Raw genomic sequence first — 20,097 nt, 5'->3', positions numbered from 1 at the left:
CTATTTAATCAGTGGAAATAAATAAGTGGAATACATAAAATTTAAAAGAGACGTTCTATAAAACTACTAAAAAGCGCTATGCCAAAAGATTCGGCATAGCGCTTTTTAATCATTCTCTTTTATCTTATCGTCTACGATTGCGATTACGCAAGAACGTAGGGATATCTAACGTTTCTTCAGGTTGCTGTTGTGATGTACGACTAAAATCTTGCTGTACAGGCTGTTCTTCGCGCTTTACTTCGCGCTTTGGTTGTTGAGGCTGTGCTTTATTATGAGCAGATGGGCGTCCCATTGATTTAACTTGCGATAAATCTTGCTCACTAAAACCAGTTGCAATCACTGTCACAACGATTTCATCTTTTAAGTTTTCATTGATAACTGATCCAAAAATCATGTTTACTTCTTGATCCGATGCTGATGCTACGATATCAGCAGCTTCTTGCACTTCGTATAAACTTAAATTTGTACCACCAGTAATGTTCATAAGAACACCTTGTGCACCATCAATAGATGTTTCTAGTAACGGACTCGAAATTGCTTTTTTAGCAGCTTCTGCTGCACGATTTTCGCCAGTTGCAATCCCTATTCCCATTAATGCTGATCCTTTGTTTGACATAATTGTTTTTACGTCTGCAAAGTCTAGGTTAATTAAACCAGGAACAGCAATTAAATCTGAAATACCTTGAACACCTTGACGTAACACATTATCAGCTTCACGGAACGCTTCTAACATTGGTGTATTTTTGTCCACAATCTCAAGTAGACGATCGTTTGGAATCACAATTAACGTATCTACTGCTTCTTTCATTGAAGCAATACCACCAGCTGCTTGTGTTGCACGCTTACGTCCTTCAAATGTAAATGGACGAGTAACAACACCAACTGTTAAAGCACCTAATTCACGAGCAATTTGAGCGATAACAGGTGCTGCACCAGTACCTGTACCGCCTCCCATACCAGCCGTAACAAACACCATGTCTGCGCCTTTTAATGCTTCTTGAATCTGCTCTTTACTTTCTTCAGCTGCTTTTTTACCAACTTCAGGATTAGCACCCGCTCCTAAACCTCTTGTTAGCTTTGCACCAATTTGCATCTTTGTTTCTGCTTTTGATAGATTTAAAGCTTGAGCATCTGTATTAACTGCAATAAATTCAACACCTTGAACACCGTGTTCAATCATGCGATTTACCGCGTTATTACCGCCGCCTCCTACACCAATTACTTTTATCGTTGCTAATTGATCTACACTTGTATCAAACTCCAACATGATAGTTCCTCCTAATTCATCGAAATTGCTAGTATCGAAACACTAATCAAAGAAGTATCCAAAAAACTTCTTCATGATGGTTTGGTCATTTTTCTTTTTCGGTTTTTGCTTTGGTTTTTGCTGTGGTTGCTGTGTTTGCGTATGATTTACTACTTCTTTCTCAATAGCTACATCTTCCACAACAGGCGCTCCAATGTTACGACCTTGAATCTTTGCATTCTTATATGCAAACTTAATCAAGCCAACACCTGTTGTATAATGTGGTTCACGTACACCAATGTAATCTGGAACCGCAATTCGCACATTATGATGTAAGATTTCTTGAGCTAATTCAGCCACACCAGGCATAGCAACAACTCCACCTGTTAGTACATAACCTCCAGGTAAATCAGTATACCCTAATCGTTGTAGCTCATGAGAAATCAGTTCTAGAATTTCTTCTAATCTCGCTTCAACAATTTCAGAGATTTCTAGTTGATTAAACTGTTGGTGTTGATCACTACCGATAATTGGTACACTGAACACTTCCTCTTCAGATGCATAGTCATAAAAAGCATGTCCATGCTTAATTTTAATACTCTCCGCATCTTCAGTAGATGTTCGTAACCCAATCGATATATCTTTTGTAATGTGCTCCCCACCTAAGGGAACGACAGTCGCAGTTTGCAAGTTACCTTGACTAAATACTGAAATTGTCGTTGAGCCTCCACCAATATCAACTAAAGCTACGCCTAAATTCTTTTCATCTCTCGATAGTGCAATCGATCCCGCGGCAAGAGGTTGTAAACAAATATCGCTAATCTCTAGCCCAGCTCTTTCTACACATCGAAGTAAGTTATGTAAGATCGTTCTCGAACCTGTAATAAGTGTACCTTCCATTTCTAAACGTACACCTATCATCCCTCTTGGATCGTTTATATCTGCTAGCCCATCAACAATAAATTGTGTTGGAATAACATCAATAATTTCACGGTCTGGTGGAATGGACATTACTTGTGCTGCATCAATGACTCGCTGTACATCTTCATTTGTAATTTCACGATTTTCACTTGATACGGCTACAACGCCATGACAATTTTGTAATTGTACATGGTTGCCACTTACTCCCACGACTACTCTTTTTATAGAGATTCCTACCATGCGCTCTGCCTGTTCTACTGCTTTCCTAATTGATTGAACAGTTTCATCTATATCAACGATTGAGCCTTTTTTTAACCCTTTTGATTTAACATTCCCTACACCAATGATATTCAGTGAATCGTTCCCCATCTCTCCGATGATTACCTTCACACTGGATGTACCGATGTCTAGACTAACAAATACTTCATTGCTGTTCATTCTTTGGCACCTCCTTTGGCCTCCTAAACATATCAACTTCTTAATAGAAGAACAACAATTATAAAATTTTTATTATATGGAAATATTCCACATGTATATCTATTTCCCTTTTGGAAAATCAATTTTTTTCGACTTTTTCTCTTGTACTTGTCCATTTCGCTAAAAGAATTCTACGAATAACAGCTATATTTTGAAACAACCGTACCCCAAATGCAAAAACAGCTGCTAGGTATAAGTCTACACCAATATGTACACCGAGAAAAGCTAAACTTGCTGCAAGAATAATATTGAAAAAGAAGCCAGATACAAATACTTTTTCATCATATATATTTTGCAAATGAGCTCGGATTCCACCAAAAAGTGTATCTAATGCTGCTAAAACTGCAATTGACAAATAATTGACATATTCATCTGGTATACGAATTTCAGAAAGTAGTCCAAGTACAACACCTACGATTAAGCCTAAAAAAGGTAGCCACATTTTCTGCTTCTCCTTCCTACTCTTGTCCAACAGGCGACATATTTTTCACTCGGACTACTTGATCGTATGCTGGTATCGTCACTTCTGGTAATGGTTCTGAAATGATCAACCTTAAATTATCAGCAGCAAAATCATCCATTGCATTTGATACTTGCATTCGATTGTACAGTCGATCAACATCCTTGGCGATTACTTTAATTTCAAATGGAAATCTTGTCAACCAATAATCATTAATTTTTGTTCGACCATTGATATCCCGGATAACCGTGGTAGCAATTACGCGTTGATTGGCAATAGAGATTTCATTTGCATCATATGAATTTAATTCATTAACAAGTCTTTTCAATAAGTCTGGAGAAACTGCCTCTAATTTCTCTCCGATTAGCGACTCATCAAAAAGAGGCTCTACTTTTAAAACGAGTCCACGACCAGTTACTTCTGTAAGACCTGCTTCTTTCTTTAAATCGTTTAAAGCATCTTTTAGAACTTGCTGATTGTTCTGCTCAGCTTCATAACTTTTTAATTGTTCATCATATGTTCGGATTTCTCTTAAAATTTTCGCTTGTAATTCTTGTTCTTTTTTCAAATCTTCTCGAAGTTCCCAAGCATCTCGTGTATCGCGAACAATAGGTTGTTTTGTCGTTTGAAACTGAACAGCAATCATCAAACCAATAACGAATGTAATGATAGTGAATTGAAACTTTTGCTTGCTGTTCAAGTTTAAACTCTCCTCTTTTCCCTAGATAAAGGTTGGCAACAAACCACATTCCATCTTTTTAACGCAACATGTTGCTTATCTTGCTTCAGAACCTATAACAGGGGACATTTCTATTGCATCCTGCTTGGATATTTTAACAACTACATGGTCTTCAACTAGTTGATCTTTAACTCCCCCAGCAATGTTCAATGCAGGGTACAGTACATCCGGATCTCCAATTGCACTGATGACAAATGGAGCAGGGAATTGGTTACCGTCTATTGTAATAACAGGACCATTGCAAGCAACGTATGATTCTTTTGTAAGGCGTTGCCCATTAATAGATACAGCAGAAGCTCCTGCAATGAGTAGTTCGTTTACTACATTAAATACATGGTTTTCATGTACGATATAATTATTCACATTTTCTTCTGTTGGAATATAAGAGGAATCGGACAAGGTTACTTCTATCCCTTTCCCTTTCACCTTAATTTTACCTGTATACATCCTAAGCTTTTCTACATCTTCTACTAGGTTAAAAAGCACTTGCTCTTGCTTTGCGAGCTTTTCTTCCACTTTTCGAACATTTGCCTGCTTAGTTGCTAATTCTTTTTGGAGTTTAATGTTCGCTTGCTCTTGATCAATAAGCATTTGTTTATATTGATATTCTCGCGTCCACTGTTGCTCCTTCAATCTTTGCTCATTTTCCACTTTTGCAAATTGATAAGAATATGAAAGCATGAAGCCAAGGACTAAGAACACTAGAGATAAAAAAACGTACTTACCCCTCACCTTCACTTTTTTCATCACCCTTTTCTTTTTCATATGGAATAAAAGTAGGTCTTTCTTCTAAATCAATAACTCCTCTTTGGTCGGGGGATAGCTCTTTTACAACTGATGGATAGAGAACTATCTTATCCGAGAAATTACTAATTTTTGCACTGACCTCTCTCCCATCATTCATAAAGAGCCTAATATGCATTGGTTCAAAATCTGTTGGTGTATGATACATTTCAGAGATAGCATTTGTAATACTTTTTGGAACTTTAGAAAGTTCTTGAACGAGCTCTTGGATAGCTTCGGCATCTTTCCAATTTATAAGTAATGGTGCATCAGACGATATCGGCTCTCCTTTTACAGCATCAAGAACCTTTCCTGCTTCATTTATCGGGAAATACTTGCCTTTTTCAACAACATAGGCAACTCTCTTATATTCCGTTACATTAATTGTTACTTTATTAGGAAACGCTTTATCAATTGATACTTTCTTAATTTCTGGATGACGTTCAAGCATTTCTTCTACTTCTTTTTTATCTACTTTCCAATAGCTTGTTTTAGTAGATAGCTCACTCATAGACACAATCTCTTTATCATTTACATATTTATTACCAGCAACAGCAATCTTAGATATACTACTGAGAGATGATTGAGAGTATACAATTAGCAAAATAAGGATGAAGAACAGTGAAAGATAAAATACAAGTCTTTTGTTTGCTTTGCTTTTTCTTTGTTCTTTCAACTTAGGAACACGGTCTTCTAGAACTATTAATTTTCCTTTTTCCATTTCGTTTCACCCTTATCAGTTTGAGAAGATAAACAGCTAAATGTTCAACGTATTTATCCTCTACTGTCTATAATGAGATTATTCACATTATAGCACATAACAAAGAGCTTCTTCTCTATGTTTTTCCATTTATTTCACAACTCATTCACTAAAAGCGTGACAACGATTTAATCAATGATTTCAATTTCGGTATGCATGTCTACACCGAACTGTTCTTTAATGGTTTTCTTTACATATTCAATAAGTTGTAGAACATCTGAAGCAGTTGCGCCTCCTGCATTTACAATAAAGTTAGCATGCTGCTCACTAATCTTCGCTCCACCAATTGAATATCCTTTGAGACCTGCTTCTTGAATTAATTGTCCTGCATACTGTGGGAGTGGGTTGCGGAATATACTTCCTGCACATGGGTAATTCCAAGGTTGAGTTTCTCTACGGTAGTCTTTATTCTTCTGTAATACGGCTACAATTTCCTCACGTTTTCCTTGCTTTAAATCTAAAATAGCTTCAATACAAACCCCTGGTCGCTCTGTTTGTAAAATCGAATGACGATACGAGAAATCAAGCTCCTCTTTCGTGAGCCATTCCATTGTCCCATCTTCAAATAGAATATGAGCTTTTCTTACAATATGAGACATATCAGCACCATGAGCACCTGCATTCATATAAACAGCCCCTCCTACTGATCCTGGGATTCCTCCTGCAAATTCTAATCCAGATAACCCTTGTTTTGTTAGAATTGTGGTTAATTTGATAAGAGAATACCCTCCACCTACTCGAACAGCCTCATTTTCAACTTCTAAATGATCTAAGCCATTTCCAAGTTTCACAACGACTCCTCTAATTCCTGCATCAGAAACGAGCAAGTTAGAACCACGACCGATTGCGCGCCATTTCACACCATGCTTTTTAATTACACTCATTGCCTGTTGCAAATGTTCAATTGTATCTGGTTCGATAAGTAAGTCAGCGGGACCACCTATTTTGATTGTTGTATGATTTGAAAGTGGTTCATGTTTCAGAACTTTTCCAATATTCATTTGTAATAATTCTTTTTCTAACACTTCCATAAGGACCTCCTAAAAACCTTGTTTGTTCATTCGTGATGTCATGTTCAAATGTTTATTTTACCTATTATATGATATTCACCTATAGAATGTACGTAATCCCTGCTAAACAGATTATTTCAATGTTCATTTTCCATGATAATACGATTACAAATGAACATTCTGCTAGTTACACTATCATTTCCTCTAATAAGTGAGATATACAATTTAAAAGCTACGCTCTTTTATGTAGGCTTGTTGAAGACTTTACCTGTTCCTCGTTAGAAAGTGTTCTCTACACCCTTCGAACATATCGCTAATTTTCTGTCTCATTCCTACATTAAACAATGTATTAATTATATAAAGAGCATCGCAAATGGAGCATGCTTAATTGCTGCCCTTTCATTCATACCACTTTTTTATTAAGAATAAAACCTATTTATCACTTCTTATAAAAATAAACTGTATGAAACCTATGTGATTTTTGACAAAACAGCTCACTTTACACATCATACCATAGATAAATAGAGATTTGATTATGAAGAGATTACAATTTAAAAACATTTTAAGACAAAAAGCTCATTACGTGAGGAACTAAAGGAACGTTGATTTTAAGAGCAACCAAAATCCCCTACCTCTTTTATTCAGCAACATAACTGAATAACTAGGCAGGGGATTTTCGTTACAAACATTTGTGTTATATAGAAGAGCTTACTAATACCTCGAATAGCGACTGACATTCAATAGCACACCTACAGCTGCTAGCATAAGAGTTAATGAAGATCCTCCATAACTTAAAAATGGTAGAGTAATACCTGTTACCGGCATAAGACCGGTTACTACACCGATATTAATCATGACTTGAATTGCAACCATTGAGATAATGCCTAGTGCTAAAAAACTACCATATAGGTCTGGTGCACCTAAAGCTATACGTATTCCTCTCCATAATAGCAAACTAAACAAAAGAAGAATAAGAGAGCCACCTATAAACCCAAGTTCTTCTGCAAGAATAGCAAAAATAAAATCTGTTTGAGGCTCTGGTAAGTAAAAGAACTTCTGACGACTTTGTCCTAACCCTAAACCTAACAAACCTCCAGGTCCAATTGCATAAAGGGATTGAATAATCTGAAACCCACTTCCTAACGGATCTTCCCATGGGTCAAGAAAAGAAGTAATTCGTTTAATGCGATATGGAGCAGATAATACTAGTCCTACAAATCCTGCAACACCAATTAGACCTAGGCCAACGAAGTGGCTGATTTTTGCGCCAGCTACAAAGATCATCACGACACATGTCCCTACTAGTACCGTTCCTGTTCCTAAATCTGGCTGTAGCATAATAATTCCAAAGGCTAAAAACACAATTCCTAGCGAAGGCATTAGTCCCTTTTTAAAGGAAGTAATTTTTTTCTGATTCTCAGATAGAAATTTAGCTAAAAATGCAATCATTGCAAACTTCATAAATTCTGATGGCTGAATGGAAAACGCACCTACTCCAATCCAACTCTGAGAGCCGTTTCGAACAAGCCCAACGCCTGGTATTAATACCATGATTAACATGACAAAGCACACGATAATAATAACTTTCGCCCACGTTCGCCATGTCCAATAATCAATGTTCATAATAATAAACATGGCTACAACACCTAGACCCGCAAATAACATTTGCCTTTTTGCAAAAAAGAAAGAGTCATCAAATTTATACGTTGCCCACACTGCACTTGCACTATATACCATAATCAACCCTATTGTGAGCAACGAAAGTGTAACGATAATAAGAAAGAAATCAGGAGTAGACCTCTTCGTCGACAATGCTATACACCTCTAAGCTATATATTAGGGCGCGTTATGCTTACGTCATTCTAGTAAGAGTTGAGAGACAAGCCCTTATTTCAGTTTATGCACACTTTCGATAAAGATGTCACCACGTTCTTCAAAAGTTTTAAATTGATCCCAGCTTGCGCAAGCTGGTGATAATAGAACAACATCACCTTCATCTGAACAGTTGTATGCATCATTTACTGCTTGTTCAACATTATCGACACATTTTACAAGTTGTATTCCGACTTCCTTCGCTACTCTCTCTATTTTCTTTGCTGTTTCTCCAAATGTAAAAACAGCTTTAACATTTTTAAGAGACTCTTTTAGCTCGTCAAACTCATTGCCTCGGTCTAACCCGCCAGCTAGCCAAATGGTCGGCTGACTAAATGCAGAAAGAGCCACTTTAGTCGCTAACATATTTGTTGCTTTTGAATCGTTATAGAATTTTCGACCTTTCACTGTTGACACATATTGGACACGATGTTTTACACCTGCAAACGTCGTTAATACTTTGCAAATCGCTTCATTATCGCATCCATATAGCTTGACAACTGCAACGGCTGCTAAAATATTCTCAAGGTTATGCTTACCTGGTAAAACGATTTCATCTAATGTAATAATCGCCTCATCATTAAAATAAACCATATCATTTTTCAAATAAGCACCTGTCTCAAGCTGCTTAGTTGTTGAAAATGGAACAATTGTTGCTTTACTACCTTTTGATGCATTTATCACACTATCATCATCTGCATTAACGACTGCATAATCATTGGATGTTTGATTTTTAAAGATGGCAGCTTTCGCTTCAATGTACTCTTCTTTTGTTCCATGATAATCAAGGTGTGCATCAAAAATATTTAACAACAACGAAATACGAGGCTGAAACGTATTAATTCCCATTAACTGAAAAGATGATAATTCCGTTACAATGACATTTTCTGTTGTCGCTTGCTGTGCCACTTCACAAGCAACCGTTCCAATATTTCCAGCAATGAGCGGACTCTTGTTTCCATGCTCTAGCATTTGATAAATCAACGTTGTTGTCGTCGTTTTGCCATTGCTTCCTGTAATCCCAATAAAGGGAGCTTCACTTATTTCAAACGCAAGTTCTACCTCTGTAATAATTGGGATATTTCTTTTCATTGCTTCTTGAAGAAGTGGATTCGTATAAGGAATACCAGGGTTCTTCACAATGACATCCGTATTATTTAAAAGTTCTAATGGATGATGACCACAAACGACTTGAATCCCTAATTTCTCTAATTGCTGTGCTGCTTCATTTTCTTCATAAGGTTTTTGATCGTTTACGGTAACGATTGCTCCTAATTCGTGAACAAGCTTTGCAGCTGCTGTTCCACTTTTAGCTAATCCTAAAATTAATACACGTTTATTTGAATAAGTATCAATTGTTTTCAATTAAATCCACACCTCGACATATATTCCAAGCATCGCAAACAGTAAACCTACTGCCCAAAATGTTACAACCACTCGCCATTCTGACCAACCACTTAGTTCATAATGATGGTGAAGAGGACTCATTTTAAATACTCGTTTTCCTGTTGTTTTAAACGACGCCACCTGAATAATGACAGATAGTGTCTCAATGACGAATACACCACCAATAATGATCAGCAAAAATTCTAGTTTCATTAGAATAGCAACTGTTGCAATTGCTCCGCCTAGTGCTAGTGAACCTGTGTCCCCCATAAATACTTTTGCTGGATGTGAGTTAAACACTAAAAATCCAAGAACAGAACCTACTACCGCTACTGAGAAAATGGCTACCTCAAATTGAGATGCATTCCACGCTAAAACGGCAAACGCTCCAAATGCAATAGCACTTGTTCCTGAAACTAGCCCATCTAATCCATCCGTTAAGTTAACAGCATTAGAGAACCCAACTAACCAAATAATTAAAAAGATCACATAAAACCAACCTAAATCGATTGAATAATTAACCATCGGAATTGTCACAACAGTCGATAATTCTGCTTGACGTGAAATAAAATAAAAGATAATAGCAATAATAACTTGGCCTAAAAACTTTTGCTTGGAAGTTAAACCAAGATTCCTCTTTAATACGACCTTAATAAAATCATCTAAAAATCCTAATAATCCAAAACCAACCGTTACAAGTAATAACAAATACGTCTCAACTGTTGGTTCTAAATATTGATTGGTCATGATTAAGGTAGTAACAATAATTGAAAGTAAAATCATCACGCCTCCCATAGTTGGCGTTCCTGATTTTTTCTGATGTGATTTTGGTCCTTCATCGCGTATGCTTTGCCCAAATTTTAATCTCCTTAAAAAAGGAATAAAAATAGGCGAGAGGATAACCGAAATTAGAAATCCTAGCGCGATGGTAAATAAAATTACTTGCTCAAGCACAACTTTTCCTCCTCTTGCTGCATCAATTGATTCTGCTCATGTTTACCGATATCTGCTGTCATTATGACTTTTTCTCCCTAATTAATTGGCGGGCCACTTCACGATCATCAAAATCAAACACTTCACTACCAATAATTTGATACGTCTCATGTCCTTTTCCAGCAATGATAATGACATCATCTCGTTCTGCTTTATTAATAGCATATTGAATAGCTTCTTTGCGATCGATGATTGTTACATAATTAGAGGTTGAAATCCCCTTGATCATGTCTTCTAAGATCTGTTGCGGGTCCTCACTTCTTGGGTTATCAGATGTTAAAACTGCTTCTGTACTATTTTCAGCTGCAATATTAGCCATAAGAGGGCGCTTTGTACGATCACGATCTCCTCCACAACCTACAATAGCATATATACTACCTTTTGCGAATTGTTTAACCGTTCTTAGTACATTCTCTAAACTATCTGGTGTATGTGCATAATCTACAACAACCGTAAAAGGTTGACCTTCATCTACCACTTCAAATCTTCCTGACACACCTTCAATATTTGCAAGCTGTTCTACAATAAGGGATAGAGACACTCCAGACACAAGACAAGCAGCCGTTGCAGCTAACACATTATACACACTAAATTTTCCAATTAGCTTCATTTTTACTTCAGCAGTCTCAGTAGGCGTTACTAAAGTAAAGGTGGTGCCCGCGCTTGTCATTTGAATATTTGTTGCTCGAATATCACACTCTTTATCAATTCCATATGTAATAACTGTCGCAGCTGTACTTCGTATGTACTCACTTGTTGCTTCGTCATCAACATTTAAGATTGCAAATTTAGGCTTACTATGATTATAAGCATTACCTAATTGTGCAAACAATAGCCCTTTTGCTCGGCGATAATCATCCATCGTTTTATGATAATCTAGATGATCTTGTGTTAAATTGGTAAACACAGCAACATCAAAGTCACATCCGTGAACCCTACCTAAATCAAGAGCATGAGATGAAACTTCCATCATGGCTACATCTACTTGTTCTTCTACCATTTGATGAAACGTTTGTTGCAAAGTTACAGATTCTGGTGTTGTGTTCTTTACATCATATGCATCATCACCAATTCGAATCTCAATTGTTCCAATTAATCCCGTTTTTTTCTTATTTGCTTTAAAAATATGCTCCATTAAATGCGTCGTTGTTGTTTTACCATTTGTTCCGGTAACACCAATTAAATGTAGCTTTTGCGTAGGCTGTTTATAAAAGCTATCAGCTAGCACCGCCATCGCGCGCTTTGTATCTTTAACGATAACAACAGGCACATTTACATTTAGAGGTTTCTCCGCAATAATTGCCCGAGCTCCCTTTTCAACAGCCATATGAGCATAATCATGACCATCAACCGTGTAACCTTTGACACAAATAAATAAAGAGCCCTCTTTTACCTCTCTTGAGTCCATTTCAATAGAGGTAATCTCTACATTTTCCGATGGAATATTCTTAAAGCCGTGCAAATGCGATAACAGCGTATGTAAATCCATTATGACCAGTTCCTCTCTTCTAATTAAATTCAACTACTTTTATTTCTTGCAAAGCAACCTTTTTCAGATTGCGCTAGTTATAAACATAACATAAATCAAAATGTACCTATTAATACTAACTAACGCACTATAAATGAACAGTGGCATTTTTCCCATCTTTGTTCTATTCAACTTAGATGTTATATTTCCCTGTCTTTACCTAACCGTGTTACAAAACTAACCTTACCATGTAAGCTGGTCTAATATCTACTTGGTTCATTTAACGTACTTACATTACAGAAAAAGAAGCCACGGGGGAATTTCCCCCAAGGCTTATTCTTATCTACTCATGATTCTCCCATATAAATCCTAACAGTTGCACCTTCTTTGACTTTCGTACCAGGTTCTGGAGATTGCTTTATGACTTTGTCACCATCTCCAGTCACGTCCACCTTCAAAGACAGTAACTGCTGTTTTAATTCTTTGGACGATAATCCAACAAAGTCTGGTACCTCTATAAGAGGTGTATCTGGCCACATCAACTCTTTTTCAATTTGATCTTTTCGCGGCTTTACTCCCATTGTACGAAGACTATCTTCCATCATTTTACCAACAATTGGTGCAGCAACTACTCCACCAAACTGTATCGTCCCTTTTGGGTTATCCACAGCTAAGTAAATAACAAGCTGAGGATCATCTGCCGGTGCAAAGCCAATAAATGACACAATGTGATTGTTCTCTAAATACTTACCATCTTGTGCTTTTTGAGCTGTACCAGTCTTTCCACCTAAACGGTAACCTTCTACAAATGCTGGCCGTCCCGTTCCTTTTGCAACAACACTTTCAAGTGCAAAGCGGACTTGTTTTGATGTTTCTTCAGAAATAACCCTTCTCTTTGCAACTGGTTTATTTTGGCTAACAACTTTACCAGTAGCAGGATCAATCCATTCTTTGGCGATATATGGTTGATACAATATTCCACCATTTACAGCTGCTGACACTGCTGCAACTTGTTGAATCGGCGTCACTGAGACCCCTTGTCCAAATGCGGTTGTAGCTTGCTCAACAGGACCTACTCGCTCAAGTGGAAATAAAATACCTCTTCCTTCTCCTTGAAGATCAATACCTGTTTTATTACCAAATCCAAAATCACGAATATATTTAAACAATGTTTCTTTTCCTAAGCGGTCACCTAACTCAACAAAACCAGGGTTACAAGAGTTTTGAACAACTTCTAAAAAGGTCTGTTGTCCATGTCCTCCCTTTTTCCAACAGCGAAGTCTAGCTCCACCAACTTCAGCCGCTCCATCATCATAAAATTGATCACGTAATAAATCAACCTTTTTTTCTTCTAATGAGGCTGCTAATGTAATGATTTTAAATGTAGATCCAGGCTCATACGCACTCCAAATTGGCAAGTTGCGATTGTACGTCTCAGAAGGGACATTGCGAAAGTTAGCAGGGTCAAAGGTTGGTCGACTCGACATTCCTAAAATTTCACCATTTTTAGGATTCATAGCAATCGCGATGATTCCATCTGGATTATACGTTGATTGAGCAATATCTAATTCTCGTTCAATAATGGTTTGAACACGAGAATCAATGGTTAATTTTAGATCTAGTCCATCAACAGGTGACGTATAATCATCTGCAATATCAGGCATTCTTTTGCCCTTTGCATCTGAATATAACTTTACATATCCTTTTTCACCACTTAGTTCTTTATCATAATAAAGCTCTAAGCCTGTTAGCCCTTGGTTATCAATCCCCGCAAAACCTAAAACATGAGATAAATAACTTCCAAAAGGATAGTGACGTATTGAATCTTCTGCAATGTAGACACCTTTTAAATCTAACGCTCGAATCTCATTAGCTTTTTCATGCGAAATTTTCCGTCCTTCTGGTTGTAAGTAAACGCTCGATGCTTTTTTAGTAATTTGCTTGTATGCTTTTTCTTTCGACATATTTAAAGCGGCTGCAAGTTTCTCAGCTGTTTGAGCAGGGTCCTCGATTTGCCGTGGCATAACAAGAACTGTTGGTGCACTTTTATTTGTAGCTAAGGGCACACCATTTTGATCTAGAATCTTTCCACGTTCCGGCTCAAATGGGATATTACGACTCCATAAGCCTTTTGCTCGCTCCGTTAATATGTCACCTAACACAAATTGAACATAACCAAGCCTTACATCAATGACAAAGAAAATACATATACCTACTAACAAAACAGCTACAAGCCTTTTTCGTACTGTAACCCCTGATACACGCATATAGTAGAACCTCCTCTAAATAGGCTCGTTTCAATATATGCTTGTACAATGGGTACTAGAACTGCGTTTCTAATCTAAGGGCTGTTTCTCATCATCTACTTTGTCTTCTTCTTTCTTATTACTCTCTTCCTTTTGCTTTTTTAAGACCTCTTCTGGCGATTGTAGCTTTACGATTAAATAGTCGCCTTTTTTAATTGTTCCATTAGGTGGAATGTTTTGTTCCATAACAAACCCATTACCAACTGCACTTGGCTGTAAGTCTAAGAACTCGCTAAGACGAATAACATCGCGGTATGACCATCCATTTAAATCTGGAACATTAAGCTTTCCTTCTGATTTTAAAAGTACTTTTTCACCTTTTAAAATAAATTCATCTGCTTGAGGTGATTGATCAACTACTTTCGATCCTTTTCCTATAATAACAGGTTCAAATCCCTGTTTCTTTAATATAGAAGCAGCTTCAGTTATCGATTCATCTTCATAGGAATTTATTTTAGCCCCTTGATTCACTTTTTTAGGCGACTTATTCGTTTCCTCTTTTTGTTCTTCCGGCTCAATTTTTAAGTATTGCAAGCTATTCTTCATAACAGAATTGAATACCATTGATGTTGGAGCTGATCCTGTTTCTTGTACTGGAAGCTTCGGCTTTTTAACGGCTACATAAACAATTAACGAAGGGTCATCTGCAGGTCCAAACCCTAGGAAAGAGAATAAGTTCTTTCCATGACCGCTTTGATACCGTCCATTCTTATCTGTAATTTGGGCAGTACCCGTTTTACCTGCTACTGAATACCCTTCAATGTTGTATGGCTTACCTGTACCATCATCTGCCGTGACCACTGACTCTAATATATCTAACACTTTTTGAGACGTTTCTTTAGAAATTGGCTCACCAACCATCTTTGGCTCTGCTTCTCTCTTTACTTCTCCCGTTGTTCCATCTACTACTTTTTGAATAACATAAGGCTTCATCATTTTACCTTCATTTGCAATGGCTGTTGCAGCTTGGATTTGCTGAATAGGTGAAAATGCGGAAGCTTGACCGAAAGCTGTTGCAATACGGTCGCGTGTATATTTAGAAACGATACGACTTGACGCTTCATTTGGAAGATCAATTTCCGTCTTTTTCGTAAATCCAAATCTCTCTAAATACTGAAGATACGCTTCCGTTCCAAGTCTTTCATTCACAAGCATAGCAATGGCTACGTTTGACGAACGACGAAAGCCTTCGTCAAATGTAATAGTTCCCCAACCAGCTCCACCGTTATGATCTCGAATCGGTCTTGGATCTTCTGGAATTTTATAAGAACCTGATTTATATAGCTCATTGCCATTATAAGCTCCTTCTTCAATAGCAGCTGCAAGTGTAAAAATCTTCATTGTAGAACCTAGTTCGTATCGTCCTTCTACGATAGGGTTTCCATAACTTGTAATATCTCGAATATTGGGATTAAAGCTTGGTCGACTCGACATTCCAAGAATTTCACCCGTTTTGGCATTCACAACTACAGCCATCATTTGTTCAGGATCATATTCTTTTTCAGCTCGACTTAAGGCTTCTTCAATAAACGTCTGAATTTTTTCATCGATTGTTAAATAAACATTATCACCATTTTCAGGAGGAACAATCGATTCTTTGGGATCAGGAAGCTTAATTCCATTTCGAGCACTTTGATATTTCATATAGCCATCAGTTTCAGTTAGTTGCTTGTTAAATACTTGTTCAATCCCCATTTTCCCAACGATTTTTCCGGTATCATCTTTTTGAGCATACCCTAAGATATGAGATGCAAACACACCATTTGGATAAAGACGTTTTGCATCACGTATAAAGGTAATCCCCGGGAGCTCTAGCTTCTCAATTTTACGTTTTAATTCGTGATTGATATCTCTTCCACCAGGACCTAACTCCACTTGAAAAGAATCCTTTTCTAGTAAATTTTCTAATTGATCCTCTTCCATTTTTAATAATGGAGCAAGCTGCTTAGCCGTTTTTTTAGAATCAGTTACGTGCTTAGGATCTTTTGGATTTTTTGTTTGATTTTCATCTAAGATTGCAACAACTGTGTACGCTCCGGTATCGTGTGCAATAGGTTCCCCTCGACGATCATAAATCGTTCCTCGATGACCTTCAATTGTGCTTTGTCTTGTATATTTTTTTTGAGCGATTTGTGCTAAAGCTTCTCCTTCTGCTTTACCTGTAGCTTGGATGTAGAAAAAACGGCTTGCTAATATAAAAAAGAGCAAGGCAAATATTAAAATTAATATTGCTGCTCCTCTTGTAATATTTTTATTTTTTTGAACTGAATTCATTAGTCTTTAACAACCTTTACGTTGTTCTCATTCAAATCCAACCCAAGCTTTTTTGCCTCTGTCCAAATACGCTCATACGTGCTTAGTTCTACCACTTCTAGCTTTAGCTCATTGTTTACACGCTCTTGTTGATCAATCTGACCTTCTAACTCTTGAATATTTGCATTCACACCATATAATGCTGCTTGATTCGATACAATTTGAACCGCACCAAACAATAACATTGCAAAGAAACCTACATAGATAAATTTTTCACCAATCGAAATACGTCGTCTTTGCTTCTTTAGAATTCGCTTTGATTGCTTCTGCTCTTGATGCTGATGTTGATGTTGATTTTCTTTAACCTGATAAGCGACATTCTCCAATACATTCCCCTCCTCTTTTCTTTAACTATCTTTTTGTGGGCTCTGTTAAGACTCGTATGTAACCTATAGCTTTTCTGCGATTCGTAACTTTGCTGAACGTGCACGTTTATTTTCGACTAGCTCATGCTCTGTTGGTAAAATAGGTTTTCGTGTGATCAATTTTAACTTCGGCTTAAACTCATCAGGTATAATCGGTAAACCTGGTGGTAAAGGCGGTGTTGTACTTGCTTTTTTAAATGTCACTTTGCAAATTCGATCTTCAAGTGAATGGAAAGTAATTACACTAACACGACCACCTGGATTTACTACATCGATTGCTTGTTCAATCGCATCTTCAAATACTTGTAGCTCATCATTTACAGCAATCCTAATTGCTTGAAAAACTCGTTTGGCTGGATGTCCACCTGTTCTTCTAGCTGGTGCTGGAATGGCGTCTTTAATAATGTCAACAAGCTCGAGTGTCGTTTCAATTGCTTTTTGTTCACGATATGCCTCAATTTTTCTTGCAATTTGCTTTGAGAATTTCTCTTCACCATACTGGAAAAAGATTTTCACTAGCTTTTCATATGGCCATTCATTTACAACGTGATAAGCAGAAACAGGTGAATCCTGATCCATTCGCATATCTAATGGTGCGTCATGATGATAACTAAATCCTCGTTCTGGGGTATCTAATTGAGGTGATGATACTCCTAAATCAAATAACACACCATCAACTGATGAAACTCCATATTCTTCAAGTTTTTCTTTTAAATAGCGAAAGTTACTCTTAATAATTAATACTTTATCCATATAAGGCTGCAACTTTTGCTTCGCATTTTCAATAGCTATATCATCTTGGTCAAAGGCAATTAACTTACCGCCTTCACCTAGTTGTTTAACAATATATTCACTATGTCCTGCTCCACCTAAGGTACAATCCACATACGTACCATTCGGCTTAATATTTAAGCCGCCTGCTGCTTCCTCCAACAAAACCGTTGTGTGATTAAACATGCTGACACCTACTTCTTTTCATTAGCTACTCATGTAACATTCTTTTTACACGCATGCTCATTTAATGAGTGTTTATAATGTAACATGCGCTTTTTCTATTATATATCAAAATTCAACATATTTTCAGCTATTTCTACAAAAGATTGAGTAGAATTTTGTCTTTCTTTTGAAAAAAATTGTCTTTTTATTAACTCCCTCTTTTAGAAAGAAATAAAACATAAAGAATCTCTCGTTACTGTCCCTATTTATTCGATTCTTCACCTTTGTCTGCAAATAACTTGAGATAAGAAAAAACATGTTACCTTCTTTATTCATGTTTTCCTTTCTACGAAAATTTATTATCTTCATAGAATAACTTTCTTTTTTCTTTATTCTCGTTATAAAAATAAAATCCTGCTTTTACGCAGGACTTTATTAAAGGGAAACCACCTTTAATTTATGATTAAATTCGACTTCCGCCCTTAATAAATCTGACACAAACTGCACTCCAAATTGATTAAGGTAGTAGCATATATTCCAAATTCGTTCTTGCGGAGCCTCCGCAGGCCTTATAGCTAATTCAATTGCATTATATTTTTTAAGAATAGCTTCATTTTTTACTAACTGTTTTGATTCGACAATTTTTTGAGCGATTTCAAATTGCTTTTGAATAATCCCTCGATTTTTCAGTAATAATTCTTCAAAATATGGATCTTCTTGTAGAACGTTTTTTCTAAGTTTTTGATGAACTTGTTCAAATTCTTCTTTTGCTTGGTTAAAATATTCTTCATAAGGATTACGAACCTCGTTTGTTAACCATTCCTCTTTTTTCAATCCAACTTCACCATTTACTGCTTCTTCTATCGACACGTTCAACTCTCTCATATAACTTTCAATTGTACGTTCAACTAACACATAAGATAAACGTGGTACAACAGGTGGCATTTTAAAGTTAAAGAGTTCAAATGCAGATTTTAATTCAGCCCAATAAGCAATCTCTCCTGGACCCGCGATAAATGAAAGAGTTGGAAATAAATATTCCTGCATAATTGGCCTCGTTACAACATTGTTGCTTAAACGTTCAGGATGATTTCGGGCAATGGATAAAAGTTCTTCTTGCGTTAAGATTGTGTCCCCTTGCTTACTAGTAAATGTATTCGTTTTAACGTCACGTTCGAGTAATACGCGTTCTCCATCTTGGGAATAAAATAGATGGGCGGTTTGTTCAGTTACCTCGATGAGTGGGTTATAGGACTTTTTAATTACTTCTTGCTGACTAACAACAGCTGCTGAAAGCTTAGCATTTTGTTCAATCAAGTTCACAAAAAAAGAAGACTCAATTCTTCGAACTTCAGGTGAAGCAGCATCCATTAAAATTAAACCTGTATGAGTAAAGAGTTTCGTCGTCAACCTCGCAAAAAAATCAACATATGTGTCGGCATCCGCTAAAGTATTCATCACTAAATTTCTGACTGAATTAGAATGCTCTGTTTCATTAAAAGATTGAAAAATATCTTCTATCCACTTTTCACAGACCGTATGATCAATTTGCATGGTTGAAACCATTTCTCTTGTTAACTGTTTATTTTTTACTGCCTTCTTGTGTACTTTTCCTTTTTCCACTGCATAGACATGATTTATTTCAGCAAAGTCATGATCCTCCCCAGCAATCCAAAACACTGGTAACACCGGAATCCCTAAAGCTTGCTCCTGTTGACGAGCAAACAAAACGATCGAGATAATCTTATGAATTGTATAGAGAGGGCCTGTTAACAATCCTGCTTGTTGTCCCCCAATAACTACTACACTATTGGGATCTTGTAGCCTTTCAATATTCGCTAGCGTTTCACTTGACGCTTCATGCTTCTTATTAAATTCACCTAAATACTCTATCAATTCTTCACGTGGATATGACTGAGCTTTTAAATACTGAGCCCTTTTCTGATATACACTTTTTTCATGTATATTGTAGTGAAAAAAAGCCAGTGATTTGTCTAATCCATTTATGTAGTCATTTGTTAATTGATTAGTCGATGTAAACGAGACATCTGTAATCTCCATG

General features: G+C 36.8%; 16 protein-coding genes. All 16 read right to left on the bottom strand.

Annotation, left to right across the window (positions count from 1 at the left end):
* Positions 1-124 precede the first annotated feature (124 nt).
* The gene (gene ftsZ / locus JOC83_RS03060; RefSeq protein ID WP_205183543.1) at positions 125-1,267 is read right to left on the bottom strand and encodes a cell division protein FtsZ; all 1,143 of its coding nucleotides are present in this window, start codon (positions 1,265-1,267) and stop codon (positions 125-127) included.
* A gap of 42 nt (positions 1,268-1,309) precedes the next feature.
* On the bottom strand, positions 1,310-2,605 hold the full coding sequence (ftsA, locus tag JOC83_RS03055) for a cell division protein FtsA (protein WP_205183541.1): 1,296 nt from the start codon (positions 2,603-2,605) through the stop codon (positions 1,310-1,312).
* Between the two features lie 118 nt (positions 2,606-2,723).
* On the bottom strand, positions 2,724-3,086 hold the full coding sequence (locus JOC83_RS03050) for a small basic family protein (protein ID WP_205183539.1): 363 nt from the start codon (positions 3,084-3,086) through the stop codon (positions 2,724-2,726).
* Positions 3,087-3,102: 16 nt separating this feature from the next.
* Positions 3,103-3,804, bottom strand: a complete 702-nt coding sequence (locus JOC83_RS03045; RefSeq protein ID WP_239583276.1) for a DUF881 domain-containing protein — start codon at positions 3,802-3,804, stop codon at positions 3,103-3,105.
* 75 nt (positions 3,805-3,879) lie between these two features.
* A complete protein-coding gene (locus JOC83_RS03040) occupies positions 3,880-4,590 on the bottom strand; it encodes a DUF881 domain-containing protein (RefSeq protein WP_205183537.1) in 711 nt (236 codons plus the stop codon).
* Positions 4,565-5,347 (bottom strand): cell division protein FtsQ/DivIB, encoded by a 783-nt coding sequence (locus JOC83_RS03035; protein WP_205183535.1) that lies wholly within the window; start codon positions 5,345-5,347, stop codon positions 4,565-4,567. Before JOC83_RS03035 ends, JOC83_RS03040 begins: the two co-directional genes overlap by 26 nt.
* 167 nt (positions 5,348-5,514) lie before the next feature.
* On the bottom strand, positions 5,515-6,417 hold the full coding sequence (gene murB / locus JOC83_RS03030; RefSeq protein WP_205183532.1) for a UDP-N-acetylmuramate dehydrogenase: 903 nt from the start codon (positions 6,415-6,417) through the stop codon (positions 5,515-5,517).
* A 690-nt stretch (positions 6,418-7,107) separates the two neighbouring features.
* Entirely contained in the window at positions 7,108-8,208 is a 1,101-nt protein-coding gene (gene spoVE, locus JOC83_RS03025) for a stage V sporulation protein E (RefSeq protein WP_205183529.1), read from the bottom strand.
* A 75-nt stretch (positions 8,209-8,283) separates the two neighbouring features.
* Positions 8,284-9,633 (bottom strand): UDP-N-acetylmuramoyl-L-alanine--D-glutamate ligase, encoded by a 1,350-nt coding sequence (gene murD / locus JOC83_RS03020; RefSeq protein ID WP_205183527.1) that lies wholly within the window; start codon positions 9,631-9,633, stop codon positions 8,284-8,286.
* Positions 9,634-10,608 (bottom strand): phospho-N-acetylmuramoyl-pentapeptide-transferase, encoded by a 975-nt coding sequence (mraY, locus tag JOC83_RS03015; RefSeq protein WP_205183524.1) that lies wholly within the window; start codon positions 10,606-10,608, stop codon positions 9,634-9,636. It lies immediately after the preceding gene.
* 61 nt (positions 10,609-10,669) lie between these two features.
* Positions 10,670-12,136: a UDP-N-acetylmuramoyl-L-alanyl-D-glutamate--2,6-diaminopimelate ligase gene (locus tag JOC83_RS03010; RefSeq protein WP_205183522.1), complete on the bottom strand. Its 1,467-nt coding sequence runs from the start codon at positions 12,134-12,136 to the stop codon at positions 10,670-10,672.
* A 326-nt stretch (positions 12,137-12,462) separates the two neighbouring features.
* On the bottom strand, positions 12,463-14,382 hold the full coding sequence (locus JOC83_RS03005; protein WP_205183520.1) for a stage V sporulation protein D: 1,920 nt from the start codon (positions 14,380-14,382) through the stop codon (positions 12,463-12,465).
* A gap of 69 nt (positions 14,383-14,451) precedes the next feature.
* Positions 14,452-16,695, bottom strand: a complete 2,244-nt coding sequence (locus JOC83_RS03000; protein WP_205183517.1) for a penicillin-binding protein — start codon at positions 16,693-16,695, stop codon at positions 14,452-14,454.
* Positions 16,695-17,060: a cell division protein FtsL gene (ftsL, locus tag JOC83_RS02995; protein ID WP_205183515.1), complete on the bottom strand. Its 366-nt coding sequence runs from the start codon at positions 17,058-17,060 to the stop codon at positions 16,695-16,697. The genes JOC83_RS03000 and ftsL overlap by 1 nt, the downstream gene beginning before the upstream one ends.
* A 63-nt stretch (positions 17,061-17,123) precedes the next feature.
* Positions 17,124-18,056: a 16S rRNA (cytosine(1402)-N(4))-methyltransferase RsmH gene (gene rsmH, locus JOC83_RS02990; protein ID WP_205183513.1), complete on the bottom strand. Its 933-nt coding sequence runs from the start codon at positions 18,054-18,056 to the stop codon at positions 17,124-17,126.
* Between the two features lie 414 nt (positions 18,057-18,470).
* Entirely contained in the window at positions 18,471-20,096 is a 1,626-nt protein-coding gene (gene bshC / locus JOC83_RS02985; RefSeq protein ID WP_205183511.1) for a bacillithiol biosynthesis cysteine-adding enzyme BshC, read from the bottom strand.
* Position 20,097: the final 1 nt, after the last annotated feature.

The organism is Priestia iocasae (assembly GCF_016909075.1).
Classification (GTDB): Bacteria; Bacillota; Bacilli; order Bacillales; family Bacillaceae_H; genus Priestia; species Priestia iocasae.
This window is presented reverse-complemented; position numbering and strand designations above follow the sequence as displayed.

What these genes read in the sequence shown, in the direction of transcription:
- ftsZ (WP_205183543.1), bottom strand. Translation starts at nt 1,267, where the DNA reads ATGTTGGAGTTTGATACAAGTGTAGATCAATTAGCAACGATAAAAGTA.
- ftsA (WP_205183541.1), bottom strand. Translation starts at nt 2,605, where the DNA reads ATGAACAGCAATGAAGTATTTGTTAGTCTAGACATCGGTACATCCAGT.
- JOC83_RS03050 (WP_205183539.1), bottom strand. Translation starts at nt 3,086, where the DNA reads ATGTGGCTACCTTTTTTAGGCTTAATCGTAGGTGTTGTACTTGGACTA.
- JOC83_RS03040 (WP_205183537.1), bottom strand. Translation starts at nt 4,590, where the DNA reads ATGAAAAAAGTGAAGGTGAGGGGTAAGTACGTTTTTTTATCTCTAGTG.
- JOC83_RS03035 (WP_205183535.1), bottom strand. Translation starts at nt 5,347, where the DNA reads ATGGAAAAAGGAAAATTAATAGTTCTAGAAGACCGTGTTCCTAAGTTG.
- murB (WP_205183532.1), bottom strand. Translation starts at nt 6,417, where the DNA reads ATGGAAGTGTTAGAAAAAGAATTATTACAAATGAATATTGGAAAAGTT.
- JOC83_RS03010 (WP_205183522.1), bottom strand. Translation starts at nt 12,136, where the DNA reads ATGGATTTACATACGCTGTTATCGCATTTGCACGGCTTTAAGAATATT.
- JOC83_RS03005 (WP_205183520.1), bottom strand. Translation starts at nt 14,382, where the DNA reads ATGCGTGTATCAGGGGTTACAGTACGAAAAAGGCTTGTAGCTGTTTTG.
- JOC83_RS03000 (WP_205183517.1), bottom strand. Translation starts at nt 16,695, where the DNA reads ATGAATTCAGTTCAAAAAAATAAAAATATTACAAGAGGAGCAGCAATA.
- rsmH (WP_205183513.1), bottom strand. Translation starts at nt 18,056, where the DNA reads ATGTTTAATCACACAACGGTTTTGTTGGAGGAAGCAGCAGGCGGCTTA.
- bshC (WP_205183511.1), bottom strand. Translation starts at nt 20,096, where the DNA reads ATGGAGATTACAGATGTCTCGTTTACATCGACTAATCAATTAACAAAT.